This window comes from uncultured Rikenella sp. (assembly GCF_948810725.1).
Taxonomy (GTDB): domain Bacteria; phylum Bacteroidota; class Bacteroidia; order Bacteroidales; family Rikenellaceae; genus Rikenella.
Genome location: NZ_CAQIVA010000042.1, coordinates 1 through 15,930 on the forward strand (window position 1 = coordinate 1; position 15,930 = coordinate 15,930).

General features: G+C 58.1%; 15 protein-coding genes. 3 read left to right on the forward strand and 12 right to left on the reverse strand.

The features are described from left to right. Window positions 1-496 precede the first annotated feature (496 nt). Genes nqrF through Q9S52_RS08960 form a run of 7 tightly spaced genes read right to left on the reverse strand, consistent with a single transcriptional unit; the run spans window position 497 to window position 7,845 of the window. The gene (gene nqrF / locus Q9S52_RS08930) at window positions 497-1,795 is read right to left on the reverse strand and encodes an NADH:ubiquinone reductase (Na(+)-transporting) subunit F (RefSeq protein WP_370649004.1); all 1,299 of its coding nucleotides are present in this window, start codon (window positions 1,793-1,795) and stop codon (window positions 497-499) included. 19 nt (window positions 1,796-1,814) lie between these two features. After that, complete coding sequence (gene nqrE / locus Q9S52_RS08935; protein WP_304708868.1) at window positions 1,815-2,432, reverse strand: NADH:ubiquinone reductase (Na(+)-transporting) subunit E; 618 nt, start codon at window positions 2,430-2,432, stop codon at window positions 1,815-1,817. A 45-nt stretch (window positions 2,433-2,477) separates the two neighbouring features. After that, window positions 2,478-3,125 (reverse strand): NADH:ubiquinone reductase (Na(+)-transporting) subunit D, encoded by a 648-nt coding sequence (locus tag Q9S52_RS08940; protein ID WP_294593253.1) that lies wholly within the window; start codon window positions 3,123-3,125, stop codon window positions 2,478-2,480. Beyond that, window positions 3,125-3,967 (reverse strand): NADH:ubiquinone reductase (Na(+)-transporting) subunit C, encoded by an 843-nt coding sequence (gene nqrC / locus Q9S52_RS08945; RefSeq protein WP_304708869.1) that lies wholly within the window; start codon window positions 3,965-3,967, stop codon window positions 3,125-3,127. The genes Q9S52_RS08940 and nqrC overlap by 1 nt, the downstream gene beginning before the upstream one ends. A 19-nt stretch (window positions 3,968-3,986) precedes the next feature. Continuing rightward, window positions 3,987-5,192 (reverse strand): NADH:ubiquinone reductase (Na(+)-transporting) subunit B, encoded by a 1,206-nt coding sequence (locus tag Q9S52_RS08950; protein WP_297831088.1) that lies wholly within the window; start codon window positions 5,190-5,192, stop codon window positions 3,987-3,989. A gap of 12 nt (window positions 5,193-5,204) precedes the next feature. Further along, window positions 5,205-6,581 (reverse strand): Na(+)-translocating NADH-quinone reductase subunit A, encoded by a 1,377-nt coding sequence (locus tag Q9S52_RS08955; RefSeq protein WP_294593245.1) that lies wholly within the window; start codon window positions 6,579-6,581, stop codon window positions 5,205-5,207. A 37-nt stretch (window positions 6,582-6,618) separates the two neighbouring features. Next, window positions 6,619-7,845: an AIR synthase related protein gene (locus Q9S52_RS08960; protein ID WP_297831091.1), complete on the reverse strand. Its 1,227-nt coding sequence runs from the start codon at window positions 7,843-7,845 to the stop codon at window positions 6,619-6,621. Window positions 7,846-7,984: 139 nt separating this feature from the next. Between Q9S52_RS08960 and Q9S52_RS08965 the strand changes: the two genes are divergently transcribed. After that, on the forward strand, window positions 7,985-9,541 hold the full coding sequence (locus tag Q9S52_RS08965; protein WP_304708870.1) for a hypothetical protein: 1,557 nt from the start codon (window positions 7,985-7,987) through the stop codon (window positions 9,539-9,541). Window positions 9,542-9,807: 266 nt separating this feature from the next. Here Q9S52_RS08965 and Q9S52_RS08970 read toward each other — a convergent pair whose 3' ends face one another. From Q9S52_RS08970 to Q9S52_RS08985, 4 genes are all read right to left on the reverse strand, one after another. Then, window positions 9,808-10,008: a hypothetical protein gene (locus Q9S52_RS08970; RefSeq protein WP_304708871.1), complete on the reverse strand. Its 201-nt coding sequence runs from the start codon at window positions 10,006-10,008 to the stop codon at window positions 9,808-9,810. A gap of 449 nt (window positions 10,009-10,457) precedes the next feature. After that, a complete protein-coding gene (locus tag Q9S52_RS08975) occupies window positions 10,458-11,060 on the reverse strand; it encodes a M48 family metallopeptidase (protein WP_304708872.1) in 603 nt (200 codons plus the stop codon). Beyond that, the gene (gene miaA, locus Q9S52_RS08980) at window positions 11,047-11,943 is read right to left on the reverse strand and encodes a tRNA (adenosine(37)-N6)-dimethylallyltransferase MiaA (RefSeq protein ID WP_304708873.1); all 897 of its coding nucleotides are present in this window, start codon (window positions 11,941-11,943) and stop codon (window positions 11,047-11,049) included. Before miaA ends, Q9S52_RS08975 begins: the two co-directional genes overlap by 14 nt. A gap of 4 nt (window positions 11,944-11,947) precedes the next feature. Next, window positions 11,948-12,496, reverse strand: a complete 549-nt coding sequence (locus Q9S52_RS08985) for a hypothetical protein (protein WP_370649005.1) — start codon at window positions 12,494-12,496, stop codon at window positions 11,948-11,950. 120 nt (window positions 12,497-12,616) lie between these two features. On the opposite strand from Q9S52_RS08985, the gene Q9S52_RS08990 reads away from it, so the two are divergent. Then, the gene (locus Q9S52_RS08990) at window positions 12,617-13,513 is read left to right on the forward strand and encodes a diaminopimelate dehydrogenase (protein WP_304708875.1); all 897 of its coding nucleotides are present in this window, start codon (window positions 12,617-12,619) and stop codon (window positions 13,511-13,513) included. 211 nt (window positions 13,514-13,724) lie between these two features. On the opposite strand, the gene Q9S52_RS08995 is transcribed toward Q9S52_RS08990, so the two are convergent. Beyond that, window positions 13,725-13,874 (reverse strand): hypothetical protein, encoded by a 150-nt coding sequence (locus Q9S52_RS08995; protein ID WP_294593884.1) that lies wholly within the window; start codon window positions 13,872-13,874, stop codon window positions 13,725-13,727. 200 nt (window positions 13,875-14,074) lie between these two features. Between Q9S52_RS08995 and Q9S52_RS09000 the strand changes: the two genes are divergently transcribed. Next, window positions 14,075-15,930 (forward strand): PHP domain-containing protein (locus Q9S52_RS09000; protein WP_304708876.1); only part of this gene is annotated, 1,856 nt, incomplete at its 3' end.

Genomic DNA, 15,930 nt, shown 5'->3' on the forward strand with positions numbered 1-15,930 from the left:
ATCTATATTCGGCTACCGCCGAAATAGTTGAATCGCTCCTTTAGGCGTGGCGCGCGTCTTTGGCTACGGGAGGGTACTGCCCTTACGCCGGGCGGGCGGTGCCTCCCGGCACTCGGAATGGGCAGCCTCTACCCCCGTTCTTTGTCCGCGCGCTGGCGGAAATCTTATTCAAAGCGCAAGACGCTTTGAATGATTTCCTTTTCCAGCTGTCGCGCGCGGTTAGGCTAAGAAAGAATAGTAATGGCCGCGCGTCACGACGCGAATGCGTCGGCCAGGCGGGTTCCGCTGAGTAAGACAAAAATAACCTTAACAAAACGCCCGATGGGCGTACCGGCGGGACGGGCGAAACTGCGTTGCGCTATGGCAGCCTCACCCCAAGCACTACAGGCTTCGGCTTGCACCAATCGATATAGGCGTGGATGGGACAAAATAAACGCGCATTCTCTTCCAGATAAAGAGAATGCGCGTATCAACTTTTTGTAGTTCAAATCAGAAACTATCCGCCGAAGTTGTCGTACATGATATTCTCGGGCGGTACCCCCAAGGAGTCGAGCATCTTCACTACGGCCGAAATCATCATAGGCGGCCCGCACATCAAGTACAAACACCCTTCCGGATCTTCGTGGTTTTTGAGGTAGTTCTCGTACAGCACGTTGTGTACGAAGCCCGGGGTATATTTCACACCGGCGGCATCTGCTTCCGGGTCGGGCCGGTCGAGCGCCAGGTTGAACGAGAAGTTCGGGAAGTCGCGTTCGATTTCGGTGAATTCCGGCATGTAAGGCGCCTCTTTCAAAGCCCGGGCCCCATACCAGAACGATACCGGACGCGAAGTCTTTTCGGTCTTGAAGAGGTGCATGATATGGCTCCGCATCGGCGCCATCCCGGCCCCGCCGCCAATAAAGATCAGTTCCTGATCTGCCGGCAGGTTGTCGGGCAGGAAGAATTCGCCGTACGGCCCCGAGATGGTTACCTTGTCGCCCGGTTTGCGGCTGAAGATATACGAGGAGCAGATCCCCGGATTGACTTTCATGAAGCCGCCCGTCGCCTTGTCGAACGGCGGGGTGGCGATCCGGATGTTCAGCATGATGATGTTCCCTTCGGCCGGGTGGTTGGCCATGGAGTATGCCCGGAAGGTCGGTTCCGGATTCTTCGTCACCAGGTCCCACATTTTGAATTTGTCCCAGTCGGGGCGGAACTGTTCGTCGATCTCCATGTCCGAGAATTTGATCTCGTCGTATTTCGGGACGTCGATCTGGATATACCCCCCGCTCCGGAAATTAAGCTGTTCGCCTTCGGGAAGTTTCACGACGAATTCTTTGAGGAAGGTCGAGATGTTCCGGTTGGAGATCACTTCGCACTCCCATTTCTTTACGCCCAGCACCGATTCGGGTACCCGAATCTTCAGGTTTTCTTTGACTTTGACCTGACAGCCGAGGCGCCAGTGTTCCTGTTGCTGTTTGCGGCTGAAGAAGTTGACTTCGGTGGGCAGAATTTCGCCGCCGCCTTCCAAGACCTGGCATTTGCACATGCCGCACGATCCGCCGCCCCCGCATGCCGAAGGCAGGAAGATGTTCTGTTCCGCCAGGGTGGTCAGGAGCGATCCGCCGGTCTCTGCGGTGATCTCTTTTTCGCCGTTGATGGTGATGGTGACGTTTCCCGAGGGGGTCAGCTTTTTCTTGGCGAACAGCAGTACCGCTACCAGAATCAGCGTGATCGCCGTGAAGGCGATGATGGCCGTGACGAGGGTCGGCGTCAGACTCACGACGGCTGCCGAAAGAATTGTGGATGATATCATCGTATCTGTCTGTAATGCGTTAGAGTTGGATGCCGAGGAAGATCATGAAGGCGATCCCCATCAACCCGGTAATAATGAACGTGATCCCGACCCCTTTGAGCGGTTTGGGAATGTTGGAGTAGGTGAGTTTCTCGCGAATGGCGGCCATGCCGATAATGGCGATCCACCAGCCGATCCCCGAGCCGAATGCGAATGCGGTGGCTTCGCCGATATTGGCGTAGGCGCGTTCCTGCATGAAGAGAGAACCCCCCATAATGGCGCAGTTCACGGCAATCAGCGGGAGGAAAATCCCCAGCGAGCTGTAAAGCCCCGGCGCGAATTTTTCGACGATCATCTCCACGAGCTGCACGATCGAGGCGATAACGGCAATGAAGACGATGAAGCTCAGGAAGCTGAGATCCAGGTCGGCCAGGGTCGGACTCACCCAGGTCAGGGCTCCCGGTTCGAGGACGAATTTATTGAGGAGGTAGTTGACGGGCACGGTCACGGTCATCACGAAGATCACGGCCAGCCCCAGACCCATAGCGGTCTTGACGGTCTTCGACACGGCGATGTAGGAGCACATCCCGAAGAAGAAGGCGAAGACCATGTTATCGACGAAGATCGACTTGACGAATATGTTCAGTATGTTTTCCATGTCTGGTTTCTAAGTGTGGATAGGAAATAACAGGCTTCGCTGGTTTTATTTCTCCTGCAGGTCTTTGTTCCGACTGCGGTGGATCCAGATGATGATCCCTACGGTAATCAAGGCCATCGGGGGCAGGATCATCAGGCCGTTGTTGGCGTAGCCGTGTTCATAGCACCACTGGGGAATCACCTGGTATCCCCACAAGGTTCCCGACCCTAACAGTTCGCGGAAGAAGGCGACGATAATCAGGATCAGGCCGTATCCCAAGCCGTTGCCGATCCCGTCGAGGAACGAGGGCCACGGTTTGTTCCCCATGGCGAACGCTTCGAGGCGCCCCATGATGATACAGTTGGTGATAATCAAGCCCACGAAGACCGAAAGCTGCTTGCTAATATCATAAACAAAAGCTTTCAGTACCTGATCGACGAGGATGACTAAGGCTGCGACCACAACCAGCTGGACGATGATCCGGATCCGCGACGGAATCCCTTTCCGCATCAGGGAGATGATCAGGTTGGAGAATGCGGTCACGACGGTCACGGACAAGGCCATCACGAATGCGGGCTTCATCTTAGCCGTGACGGCCAAGGCGGAGCAAATCCCGAGGACTTGCACCAGAATCGGGTTGTTGCGGCCCAACGGCCCGAGCAGGGCGTTCATGTTTTTAGCCGAAAAGAGCGGCTCTTTTTCCTGGGTACTCATTATTTGGCTCCTCCTTTCGTAAGGGTATCGGTCGGGACGGTCGTCAAGCTGTCCGTCGCTAAAGTGTCGGTCGCGATGGTGTCGGCCACCGGTACGATCGACCGGTCGGCTTTGGTCTGCACGCTGCGGAAGAAGGGTTCGTAGTCGCCCAGACAGGTGAAGAGCATGGCTTTCACGCCGTTGGAGGTCAAGGTGCCGCCCGAAATGGCGTCCACGGCATACGCATTCCCCGCCGACGAGCCTTTCCCTTTCAGGAGGTCGATGGAGACGAACAGCCCTTCTTTATTAAAGATTTGTTTGTCGATGAATTGGTTCTGGAAAGGTTTGGTGGCAATTTCCGCTCCGAGCCCCGGGGTCTCGCTTTTGTGGTCGAAGACGGCTCCTTCGATGGTGTTGCAGTCTTCGTTCAAGGCGATATAGCCCCAAACCGGCCCCCAGAGTCCCTTCCCGGTCACCGGAACGACGTACTCTTTCGCGCTCCCGGATAGGGTAGCGACGAATACCGGCATAGCTGTCCTGGCCGCAAACACAGCGGGCAGGTCGTTCAACGAGGCGAGCACCTCTTCGACCGGTGCTTCGCTCACGCGGCCGGTGGAGTCGACGAAGAAGGCGCCGGTAATGTATTTGGAGAATTCTCCCGCCACGTAGCTGTTCTTGTCCGCCGCGGCAGCGACTCCGTCGCCTGCGCCGATGGCGTTCAGAATGGCGCCCATCTTTTCGGTCTTGACGTTGGCCTGCTGCATGGGTTGCAGCTCGATGGCGGCAAAGGAGAGCACCGTGGCGACGATCACCACGAGGATGGTCGCGTAGGTGACGATATATGTGTTGCTTTGCTTGTTCATGGTTTCGGTAATAGTGGTGTTACGCGTTGACTTTGGCCCGTTTCAGGCGGCGTTTGATGTTCCCCTGCACGACGTAGTAGTCGATCAGCGGCGCCATGGCGTTCATAAAGAGGATGGCGAGCATCATTCCTTCCGGATAACCGGGGTTGAGAACGCGGGTGAGCACGCACAGAACACCGATCAGAAAGCCGTAGATCCACTTCCCGCGATCGGTCTGGGCTGCGGTCACCGGGTCGGTGGCCATAAAGACGGTACCGAACGCGAAACCGCCGATAAGCAGATGGTACCAAGCCGGAATATCCATCATCACATTCGTGCCGATGAGGTTGAAAATTCCTCCCATGACCAAACCGCCGATCACGGTGGAGAGCATGATCCGCCACGAGCCGACTCCTGTCCAGATCAGAATAAACGCTCCGATCAGAATGGCCAGTGTCGAGGTCTCGCCGATCGAGCCGGGAATCAGGCCGTAGAACCAGTCGATCGGCGTCGTCCCCATGCTCCAGTCGATGGATTGCGCCCCATTGGACAAAGCCGCTGCGGCGTCCGACAGCGGGGTCGCCCCCGAATATCCGTCGACCAGCTGCATCCCCGATGCGGATGCGTTTTTCAGCCCTGCGACCCACACTTCGTTCCCGGAAATGGCGGTCGGATAGGCGAAGAAGATAAATGCCCGCGCCAACAAAGCCGGATTGAAGATGTTCATCCCGGTGCCGCCGAACATCTCTTTGCCCACAACGACGGCAAATGCGGTAGCCACGGCCACGATCCAGAGCGGACAGTCCACCGGCATGATCATCGGAATGAGCATCCCGCTGACGAGGAAGCCTTCGTTGACCTCTTCGTGCCGCAGTTCGGCGAAGAGGAATTCGATTCCCAACCCCACCGCATAGGCCACTACGATAATCGGCAGCACTTTGAGGAAGCCGAACCAGAAGTTCGACCATACGGATACGTCGGAAAGCGTCAGTCCTAAAGCCAGGTTATGCTGGTATCCGATGTTGAACATCCCGAACAGCAAGGCCGGCAGCAGGGCGATGATCACGACGGTCATGGTACGTTTGAGGTCCATGGCGTCGCGGATGTGCGCCCCTTTCCGGGTGACGGTGTTCGGCACGTAGAGGAACGATTCGAATGCTTCGAATGTCGAAGCGAACCGACCGTATTTTCCGCCCTGTTCGAAGTTGGGCTTTATTTTGTTCAGATAGTGTCGTAATCCTTTCATACGGTGTGCGGCTTAGTTGAGTTCTTTGATCATCAGTTCGATCCCCCGGCTCAAGGTGGCCTGCCACTCGTTTTTGGAGGGGTCGATGAATTCGCACAGGGCGAGGTCTTCTTCCAGAACTTCGTAGATACCGAGGTTCTCCATCTTGTCGATGTCGCCGGCCATGACTGCCTTGATCAGGTAGAGCGGGTAGATGTTCATCGGCAGCACGCGGTCGTAGATGCCGGTCTGCACGAACGCCCGCGGGCCGCCGTTCAGGTTGGTGTCGAGGTTGTACCGTTTCTTGGGGAACATCCACGAGAAGTAGCTGTGCGATGCGGAGAATTTGCTGATCCGGGGCATGGCCCAGCCGAGGAATTCGTATTTGTTCCCTTCCGGAATGACGGTGACCTGGTTGTGGTAGAAGCCGAGGTATCCTTCGATGTCATCCGGCTCGACTTTGATGCCGGTGAGCGGGTTGCCGCTGATGATGCGCACGCCGCGCTCTTCACCGGCATCCTGAGGACGCAGATTCCCGTCGGTGATCGAGGAGATCAGGGCGCCGCTGATCACTTTGAAGTATCTCGGTTTCACGACTTCCGATCCGGTCAGCGCCACGATCTTGGTCATGTCCACCGTGCCGGTCATAAAGAGCCGTCCGATCATGGCCACGTGTTGCAGTTCGACCGTCCAGACGAGGTCTCCTTTATTGATCGGATCGATGTGGGCGATCTGTACGCCGACGTTCCCCGCCGGGTGAGGCCCTTCGATGTGGTGGATTTCTGCCTGTTTGATCCGGCTCAGCACGCCTGCGGTGGTGTCCGTCCCGACGGTGAGGTGTACTTTTCCGTCGGTCAGCTTCTTGAGTACTTCGAGACCGGCGATCAGGTGTTCGCCCTGATCCTGCACGAGGAAGTTGAGTTCCGGCGCGAGCGGCGCGGTGTCGAGTCCCGAGATGAAGATGGCTTTCGGGGTCGCCGCGGTGTCGGCGATCACGCCGAAAGGACGTTGCACGAGCATGGGCCAGAAGCCTGCCCGCAGCAAGGTCTCCCGTACCCGTTCGCGGGTGAGGTCGCCGATCGGACAGGTGTCGAATTGTTCGCTCTGCCGTTCGCCGTCGGGCCGTACCACGATGCTGAGGATTTTCCGCTTTTCGCCGCGGTTGATGGCGCTCACTTCGCCGCTCACGGGAGCGGTGAAGAGCACTTCGGGGTGCTCTTTGGAGAAAAACAGCGGGCTCCCGGCTTTGACCTTGTCGCCGACTTTGACCAGCAACTTCGGGGTCACGCCGCGGTAGTGGCTCGGCACTAACGCGTAGCCGGGGGCGTCGCCCCCTTTCGTCAGTACGCGCTCGGCGGCACCGACGAGGTTGATGTCGAGGCCTTTGCGTAGTTTGATTACTTTCGACATATGGGTGATTGAATGATTATTGTCCTGTAATGAGATGCTATTTCCCGTACCGGTAAACCGCACCGTCGGCGCCGGTCACGTCGAGCCGGGCCGGTGCCGCAGCATCCGCCAATGCTTCGACCCGTCCCACCACCTGGGCGTCGATGCCCAGTTCATGCGCAATGCCCATAATGGTCTCTGCCACCTCCGGCATCACATAGAGCTCCATCCGGTGTCCCATGTTGAAGACTTTGTACATCTCTTCCCACGGTGTTCCCGACTGCTCCTGGATGGCGGCGAACAGTGGCGGCACCGGCAGCAGGTTGTCCTTTATAATATGGAGTCCGTTATTGGCGAAATGCAGAATCTTGGTCTGCGCCCCGCCTGTGCAGTGGATCATGCCGCAGATGTGCTTCCGCCCTATTTCGTTGAGAATGCGCGTGATAACCGGAGCATAAGTTCGGGTCGGCGACAGCACGAGGCGCCCCATGTCCATATCCGCCGGCACGGTATATCCGTGGCGTTGGTAAGCCGCCGGCACGGGATCGGTCAACTCGAACGAGCCGGTGTATACCAAGTCTGCCGGTATCCCTCCGTCGTAAGACTCCGGGTACCGCTCTGCCAAAGCCTTGCCGAACACGTCATGCCGCGCCGATGTCAATCCGTTGCTCCCCATCCCTCCGTTATAACCGGTCTCGTATTTGGCCTGTCCGAAAGAAGCGAGCCCGACGATGACGCACCCCGGCGCAATCCGGTCGTTGGTGATCACGTCGTCGCGCCGCATCCGGGCCGTCACGGTAGAGTCCACGATGATCGTCCGCACGAGATCCCCCACGTCCGCCGTCTCGCCGCCGGTGGAACGGATGTTCACGCCGTAGTCCCGCAAAGTCTGGAGAAACTCCTCGGTGCCGTTGATGATGGCGGAGATGACTTCGCCCGGAATCAGCCGTTTGTTCCGTCCGATGGTCGAGGAGAGGATGATGTTGTCGGTGGCGCCGATGCAGAGCAGGTCGTCGGTGTTCATCACGACGGCGTCCTGTGCCACCCCTTTCCACACGCCGAGGTCGCCGGTCTCGCGCCAGTACATGTAGGCGAGCGAAGACTTGGTTCCCGCCCCGTCCGCGTGCATGGCCAGGCAGTGTTCCGCGCTGCCGGTGAAATAGTCGGGAACGACTTTGCAGAATGCTTTGTCGAAGAGCCCTTTGTCGATGTTTCGGATCGCCTTGTGGACGTCTTCCTTGCCGGACGAGACGCCGCGGCCTGCATAACGGGAGTGGTCTGCCATCGCGTGTGTGACGTGTATTTTTAATGTCCGCAAAGTTATTCATTTTTTTGTTTTTCGCGTAGTGTCGGGTCTTCTTTTGTGGTGGAGCGAGGGGGGATTTTGGGTATCTTTGCTTGCGGAAACCGATGATTCTTTAAAAATGATGACCAGTAAAAGGCAGGAGGCGGTGTTCGAGTTGGTGAGGAGTATGAGCAAGGCGGAAAAACGCAATTTCCGCCTCTATGCGCAACGCCAGGCGGGAAACGGGGAGGCGAAGTTCATGGCGTTGTTCGATGCGCTGGACGGGATGGAGGAGTACGACGAGGCTCGGGTGCTCAAAAAAACGGGAATCCGGAAGGAGCAGCTGCCCAATATGAAGGCTTATCTCTATCGCCAGATTCTGGTCAGCATCCGGCTGTTGAATGTCCAGCACGTGGGGGTGATGGAGATTCGCGAGATGATCGATTTCGCTCGGGTGTTGTACGACAAGAGCATGTTCCGGCAGGCGCTGACGATGCTGGATCGGGCCAAGCGGATGGCGCTGGAGGCGCAGAAGTTTACGCTCGCGCTGGAGATCGTGGAGTTCGAGAAGCGGATCGAGTCGATCTTCATGCAGCGCAGCGCGACGAGCCGGGCCGAGGAGTTGAGCAATCAGGCACGGACGCTGGCCGAACGGATCGCCAATATCAACCAGTTGTCGAACCTTTCGGTGCAGCTCTACGGACTGAATCTCCAGCTGGGGTATGTCCGCAGCGAGAAGGACCGGAAGATGGTGACCGATTTTTTCCGCGAGCGGCTGGAGGCGTTCGACGACCGGGGGATGAGTTTCCACGAGCGGCTCTATCTCTACCAGGCGCGGATGTGGTACCACTATATCCGGCACGATTTCGTGAAGTGTTACCGCTATGCGCGGCGGTGGGTGGGGCTGTTCGACGAGCGGCCGGATCAGCGGGCGGTCTATTACGACCTCTATGTGCGGGCGGTGGCGCGGTTGCTGGATGTGTTGTTCATGACGCGGATGCACGACCGGATGGCGGAGGCGATCGCGAAGTTCGAGGGGGAGTTGGCGCAGGTGAAGCCGATGACGGAGAATCTGACGATTCTGGCGAGCCTGTGTCTGTTGCAGGCGAAGATCAACCTGCATTTCCTGGAGGGGAGCTTTGCGGAGGGGATGGAGCTGGCGCAACAGGTGGACGATTTCGTGCGCGACCACGGACGGTATGTGGACGAACACCACCGGATGTTGCTGGCTTACAAGGTGGCGTGCATCTATTTCGGGAACGGGGATTATAAACGGTGCATGAGTTACCTGCATCGCATTATCTCGATCCCGAATCCGCAGTTCCGGCGCGATTTGCAGGTTTTCGCGCGGATTCTCCACCTGATCGCGTCCTACGAGGCGGGGGAGGATTATTCGCTGGAGTACCAGATTCGGAGTGTCTATGCTTTTGTGGTGAAGATGAACGACATGCACGCGGTGCAGCATGAGATTATCACGTTCCTCAAGCGGATTCCGCACACGTATGCGTCGGATTTCCGGGGGGAGCTGGAGCGGCTCTACGAGCGTCTCAAACCGTTCGAAAAACATCCGTATGAGCGGCGGCCGTTCTTCTATCTGGACATCATTTCGTGGCTGGAGAGCAAAATCCGGAATATTCCGATCGCGGAGATTATCCGGAGCAAGTACCGGGCGGAGGGGAGGAAAGGCGGGTTGTAGGGGAGCCTTTTTTTGGGGGTAGAGGCTGCCCGGTTCGAGTGCCGCTCGGCACTGTTTATTCCGAGAGGCAGCGCAGCTGAATACCGTGGCCGCGGCTACTGGCGTAACCGATTCTGAGATTCGGTGCGCTGAAGTCCAAGTATACTCCTTTGCTGCCGCTGATTGAAGACGAGTAACAGGAGCCATAGTTGCCGACGTGCGTCAGAGCGCCCATGCGCCCGACATTGCCTGCGTCGCGGTAGCCCGGGGGTGCGGCTCGGTACTGTTTATTCCGAGAGGCAACGCAACTGAATGCCGTGGGCACGGTTATGAGCGTTTTCGGGAGTAAGATTCTGAGTTGTAAAATCCAGACATCGTACATGGATGGTCTGATTGACCGGGGTGGCTGACCAGCTGTAGCCAATTCCGATGCTGCTCGGTGCGCCCGTACTGTAGTTGCGGTAGCCCGGGGCGTTGCCGCTCGGCACTCGAAAGCTGGCCGCCTTTACCCCATGGATGACACCTCCCGGGCGTCCGCCCCGCTTCGGTTGACCGTGAATATCAGAGTATTGCTTTGTCGGGCCGAAGCCTGCGAGGCCCAAAAGCAACATCAGTTGCGGGCCTCCGCGAGGGGAGGATTCGGCCCGCGCGGTTCTTCGAACCGCATGAATTCAACTCAAAATGTAAATAGGGGTAGTTCCAGCCCCTTTCCCACCGCGGGCCTGGGGCGTTTATTCCGAGAGGCAACGCAACTGAAAACCGAAGGCATGGCCATCCGGATTGCTGGTGTGGAGGTTCTGCGGGTAAAAGTATAAGAATATGCTGCTATTCCCATTAACTGACGAAGACTGGCTGAATCCGCTGTGGCCGATGTAGTCCAGTGCACCCGTACCCCGAGCGCGGTAGCCCGGGGCGGCGGAAGAAGAGGAATGAACGGTTATCGGATAATCCGCTGTTCGCGGGCGAAAGCCTTTAACTGCGCATCCGCCTCGCGCCACCCCGGCAGGAAGGATTCCACCAGCCGGTAAAAGGCCTGCGAGTGGTTGCTCACCACAAAGTGGCACAACTCGTGCAGCACGATATAGTCGATACACGCCTGTGGCGTCTTGACCAGATGCAGATTCAGCGTGATCAGCCCTTTCGTGTAGTAGCAGCGTCCCCAGGCCCGCCGCATGACGAAGATTTTCAGACGAGGCGGAGCGATGGCATATCCCGCGACCCGGAACAGCGGCAGCCAGCGGTCGACAGCCGCCTGAAAGCTCTTTCGGGCTTGTCGGCGATACCAGTTTTGGAGAAATTCCTCGAAATTTTCGCGTGTGGCCGGGTGGAGAGAGAGATGGAAGTTTTTGTCTTTGATTTTCAGTGAATTGCGGGTCGCTTCACGGTGCAGTACGACGCCGTAGCTCTCGCCGAACAGCAGGTATCGACGCCGAACCGAGTGGAGCGGCGTTCCTCCCGTTCCTCCCGTTGCGACTGGTCGGCGGGAGCTCCGGCGCGAGGAGGCCGAACGGCCCCAAATCCATATCTTAAAGATTCCCATCGATATACGCTGTCATAGCTTCCGTGTCGGTCGGCCCGAACCAGCGGATCTGCGGATCGCGCCGCAGCCAGGTCAATTGCCGTTTGGCATACCGGCGCGTATTGCGCTGGATCAGTTCCACCGCCTCGGCCAACGAACACCGGCCGTCGAAATGGTCGAACAGCTCCCGATAACCCACAGTTTGCAGGGCGGATAAATGGCGATCGGGGTACAGCCGCTCCGCTTCGGCCACCAGTCCGTCCGAAACCATCTGCTCCACCCGCCGGTCGATGCGGGCGTACAACTCTGCGCGCGGCAGGTCGATCCCTATTTTAACAGGGGTGAAATTTCTCTGTTTGACTACCCCGCTTCGTAAGGCCGAGTACGGTCGTCCGCTGAGTCGACACACCTCGACGGCGCGGATCACCCGCTGCGGATTCTGTCGATCGACGACGGCATAATAGGCCGGATCGCTCCGTTCCAGCTCCTCCAGCAACACGGCCAACGGCATGGCCGTAAGTTCCGCCCGCAGACCCGGGTCGGACTCCGGCAGGTCGTCGAACCCCTCCAACAGGGCGTTCACATAGAGTCCCGAACCGCCCACCAGCAAAACGTCCGGCGTGTTCGGAAAAAGGTCGTTGTCGAGCAAGGCCAAGGCTTCCCGCTCGTAGTCCCCCGCCGTAAAAGGCTCGTGAATGCTCTTGTTTTGAATGAAGTAGTGCGGTACGTCCTCCCGTTCCGCCAGCGAAGGGACGGCGGTGCCGATCGCCATCTCCCGATAGACCTGCCGCGAGTCGGCCGAAACGACGGGTGCGCCGTAGTGTCGCCCCAGAACGACCCCGGCGGCGCTCTTGCCCACGCCTGTCGGCCCCTGGATGACGATCAGGCGATTCGTATGACTCATACGATTAGTATGCGTATTCGTCGTCATAAGTGTCGTCCCCCTCGAATCCGCCGAACTCGTCCATCGCTTCGTCGAAAATCGAATGGTCGTCGGCCAAGTCGTCCCGTTCGGAAAATATGGCGGGATCGTTCTTTTGCTGCTGGGCCGGCGGTTCGCCCGCGGAGGCCGCTATCCGCGGATACGCCACCCCCTCTTCTGCGAACTTGCTCTCGATCAGTTCGATGAAGAATTGCCGCTCGGCGAAGATGTCGAATACATAGATCAGCCGGCCGAACTTCTCGCGGACGATCTGGCCCAGGCTGACGCGTTCCATCGGCAGCGGAACGGCGAAACCCTCCTCTTCGCCCTCTAACCCCATATCGACGGAGGTGAATTCGCGCAGTTTGTCCCACTCGGCGTCCGAGGTGAAGATCGAGGCCATTTCGGCCGGGCTGTAACCGACCGATTCGCGCACGTAGGTGTGGAAATCGGCCAGGTTCATATCGTAGGGCACTTCGTAGTCGCGCACGAAGTCGTCGGCTTCGTCGCTGAGCATCCTGAATTTGAAGATCATAGACATGGATCGGGAGTTTTGTCCGACTCAAAGATAACTTTTTTTGCGCTTCGGAGCATGGAGAAACGGGGCGGATTCGCTTTCTTTGCACCACGAAAATCAAAATCACACAGACAGACTATGAAAAAGATCAGAGCGGCGATTGTCGGATACGGAAATATCGGGCGGTATGTGCTGGATGCGTTGCAGACGGCGCCGGATTTCGAGGTGGCAGGCGTGGTGCGGCGCGATGCGTCGAATGTGCCGGCCGAGCTGGCGGGGTATCCGGTGGTGAGCGAGCTGGAGGCGCTGAAGGATGTACAGGTGGCGATTCTCTGTACGCCGAGCCGCAGTGCGCAGGCGTATGCCGAACGGGCGTTGGCCTTGGGGATCAATACGGTGGACAGTTTCGATATCCACACGGAGATCGTCTCGACGCGGCGGGCGCTGGACACGGCGGCCCGGCGCAGCGGGTCGGTGGCGGTGCTCTCGGCGGGGTGGGATCCGGGGACGGATTCGATGGTGCGGGCGCTGATGGAGGTGTGTGCGCCGAAGGGGCTGACTTATACGAACTTCGGGCCGGGGATGAGCATGGGGCACACGGTGGCGGTCAAGGCGGTCGAGGGGGTCAGGGCGGCGTTGTCGATGACGATTCCGACGGGAACGGGGATCCATCGCCGGATGGTCTATATCGAGGTCGAAGAGGGGCATGATTTTGCGAAGGTGGCGGCGGCGATCAAGGCGGATCCCTATTTCGTGCACGACGAAACGCATGTGATGCAGGTGGAGTCGGTGGATGCGCTACTGGACATGGGGCATGGGGTGAACCTGACGCGCAAGGGGGTGTCGGGCTGTACGCCGAATCAGCGGTTCGAGTTCAATATGAGTATCAACAATCCGGCGCTGACGGCTCAGATTATGGTGGGTTCGGCGCGGGCGTCGCTGCTCCAGAAACCGGGGGCGTATACGATGATCGAGATTCCGTTGATCGACTATCTGTATGGCGATCGTGAGGAGTTGGTGCGGCGGCTGGTATAGTTTGGGGAAGAGGGCCTTTTTCTGCCCGGGGCGACTTCGGTCGTTCCGGGCTGTTTCTTTTGTGGGGGTGACAGTTACTTTGGGTGATGCGTGGGGTGGAGGCTGTCTTGCGATTTGGGGTGTCGGCAACTGGAGGATGCGTAACATCCGTCCGCTCAAGGTCAAACCAAAGTAGGGTAGAGGCTGCCATTAAAAGACGCAGTGCGCCCATTTATTCCGAGAGGCAACGCAACAGAAAACCGTAACTGCGGTGATGCGAGGTGTTGGAATTGAGGATCATGACATCGAAATATAAACGTACACCATTCGAGCTGTTTGTGGATGCAGACCAGGTGGTGCCTTCGCCGCCGATGCCGCCCAATGCCCCGTAAATGCCATTGTAACCTCCGTCGCGGTAGCCCGGGGCGAAACGGAAGCAGGAAACGCAGAGAGGTGACGCTGAGCGAAAAGCGGATTTTTTACCCCGGCCGAAACGGATTTTTTCTCTTCCTCTCGGTTGTGGCGTCGTGGAAAAGGTTATCTTTGTAAACACCCCTCGCAAGAGAAAAAAGATCGCTTTCAATGTCGGAATTTACTCACCTTCATGTACATACGCAATATTCCATTCTGGACGGCGCTGCGGCTATCAAAAAGCTGCTCGCCCGGGCCAAAGAGCTGGGGATGGGGGCGTTGGCCATCACCGACCACGGGAATATGTTCGGCGTGAAGGAGTTTCATGGGGCGGCGAAAGCGGCCGGGATCAAACCGATTCTCGGGTGCGAGGTCTACGTGGCTGCGCGGAACCGGTTCGAAAAGACCGATAAGGAGGACAGAAGCGGGCACCACCTCATCCTGCTGGCCAAGAATCTGGAGGGATACCATAATCTGATCAAACTGGTGTCGTATGCGTGGACGGAAGGGTTCTACTACAATCCGCGGATCGACAAGGAACTGCTCGAAAAGTACCACGAGGGGATTATCTGCTGCTCGGCCTGTCTGGGGGGCGAAATTCCGCAGCTCATCATGCGGGGAGATATGGCGGGGGCCGATGAGGCGGTGCGGTGGTTCAGGGAGTTGTTCGGCGAGGACTACTACCTGGAGTTGCAAGCCCACAAAACCGGCGATCCGACACGGGATGAGAAGGTCTACGACCATCAGGTGATGGTCAATAAAGTGCTGTTGAAACTGGCCGAGAAGTACGGAATCAAATACATCGCCACGAACGACGTCCACTATATTCTGGCGGAGGATGCCGAGGCGCACGACCGGCTGATCTGTCTCAGCACGGGGCGCGATCTGGACGACCCGCAGCGGATGCGCTATACGGGGCAGGAGTACCTCAAGAGTTATGAGGAGATGGCGGCCCTGTTTCCGGATCATCCGGAGGCGCTCGCGACGACGCAGGAGATTGTGGACAAAATCGAGGAGTATTCGCTGAGTCACAAGCCGTACATGCCGAACTTCCTCTTGCCGGACGACTTCGTGGTGGAGCTGGCGCCGCTCAAGGAGTCGATCGCGGTGGGGCTCGGGAAGATATATAAGGATAAACCGGAGGAGCTTCAGGCGATGCAGGCGCGCGTCGATGCCTGCGCTTCGGAGCAGGAGATCGGAGCGATCGACGAACAGGTGGCGGAGCTGCTTTTGACGGCGCGGCAGTATTTGTACCTGCGGTATATCGTATGGCAGGGGGCGGAACGGCGGTATTCGGGAGATAAATTGACGGAGGCGATCAGAGAACGGATCGATTTCGAACTCAAGACGATCGAGTGGATGGGGTTTCCGGGCTACTTTCTGATCGTGTGGGACTTTATCCGGGCGGCGAGGGAAATCGGGGTTTCGGTGGGGCCGGGGCGTGGCTCTGCGGCGGGGTCTGTGGTGGCGTACTGCTTGAAAATCACCAATATCGACCCGATCGCATACGACTTGCTGTTCGAGCGTTTCCTCAATCCGGAGCGGATTTCGCTGCCCGATATCGATATCGACTTCGACGAAGACGGGCGCGAGGATGTGATGCACTATGTGGTGCAGAAGTACGGACAGAAGCGGGTGGCGCATATCATCACCTTCGGGACGATGGCGGCGAAGTCTTCCATCAAAGATGTGGCGCGGGTGCAGAAGCTGCCGTTGCAGGAGAGCGACCGGCTGTCGAAGATGGTGCCGGAAAAGCCGGGGACGACGCTTGAAAAGGCCTACAAGGAGGTGCCGGAGTTGGCGGCGGAACGCGAGTCGGAGAATCCGTTGGTGAGGGATACGCTGCGCTATGCCGAAAAACTGGAGGGGTCGGTGCGGCAGACCGGGGTGCATGCCTGCGGCATTATCATCGGGCAGGACGACCTCGAAAAATTCGCGCCGATTTCCACAGCCAAGGATGCGGAGCTCTTTGTGGTGCAGTACGAGGGGAGTTTGGTGGAGGATGCCGGGCTCATCAAGATGGACTT

Coding starts and splice junctions, on each gene's coding strand:
- nqrF (WP_370649004.1), bottom strand. CDS start 1,795: ATGATATCATCCACAATTCTTTCGGCAGCCGTCGTGAGTCTGACGCCG.
- nqrE (WP_304708868.1), bottom strand. CDS start 2,432: ATGGAAAACATACTGAACATATTCGTCAAGTCGATCTTCGTCGATAAC.
- Q9S52_RS08940 (WP_294593253.1), bottom strand. CDS start 3,125: ATGAGTACCCAGGAAAAAGAGCCGCTCTTTTCGGCTAAAAACATGAAC.
- nqrC (WP_304708869.1), bottom strand. CDS start 3,967: ATGAACAAGCAAAGCAACACATATATCGTCACCTACGCGACCATCCTC.
- Q9S52_RS08950 (WP_297831088.1), bottom strand. CDS start 5,192: ATGAAAGGATTACGACACTATCTGAACAAAATAAAGCCCAACTTCGAA.
- Q9S52_RS08955 (WP_294593245.1), bottom strand. CDS start 6,581: ATGTCGAAAGTAATCAAACTACGCAAAGGCCTCGACATCAACCTCGTC.
- Q9S52_RS08960 (WP_297831091.1), bottom strand. CDS start 7,845: ATGGCAGACCACTCCCGTTATGCAGGCCGCGGCGTCTCGTCCGGCAAG.
- Q9S52_RS08965 (WP_304708870.1), top strand. CDS start 7,985: ATGATGACCAGTAAAAGGCAGGAGGCGGTGTTCGAGTTGGTGAGGAGT.
- Q9S52_RS08975 (WP_304708872.1), bottom strand. CDS start 11,060: ATGGGAATCTTTAAGATATGGATTTGGGGCCGTTCGGCCTCCTCGCGC.
- miaA (WP_304708873.1), bottom strand. CDS start 11,943: ATGAGTCATACGAATCGCCTGATCGTCATCCAGGGGCCGACAGGCGTG.
- Q9S52_RS08985 (WP_370649005.1), bottom strand. CDS start 12,496: ATGATCTTCAAATTCAGGATGCTCAGCGACGAAGCCGACGACTTCGTG.
- Q9S52_RS08990 (WP_304708875.1), top strand. CDS start 12,617: ATGAAAAAGATCAGAGCGGCGATTGTCGGATACGGAAATATCGGGCGG.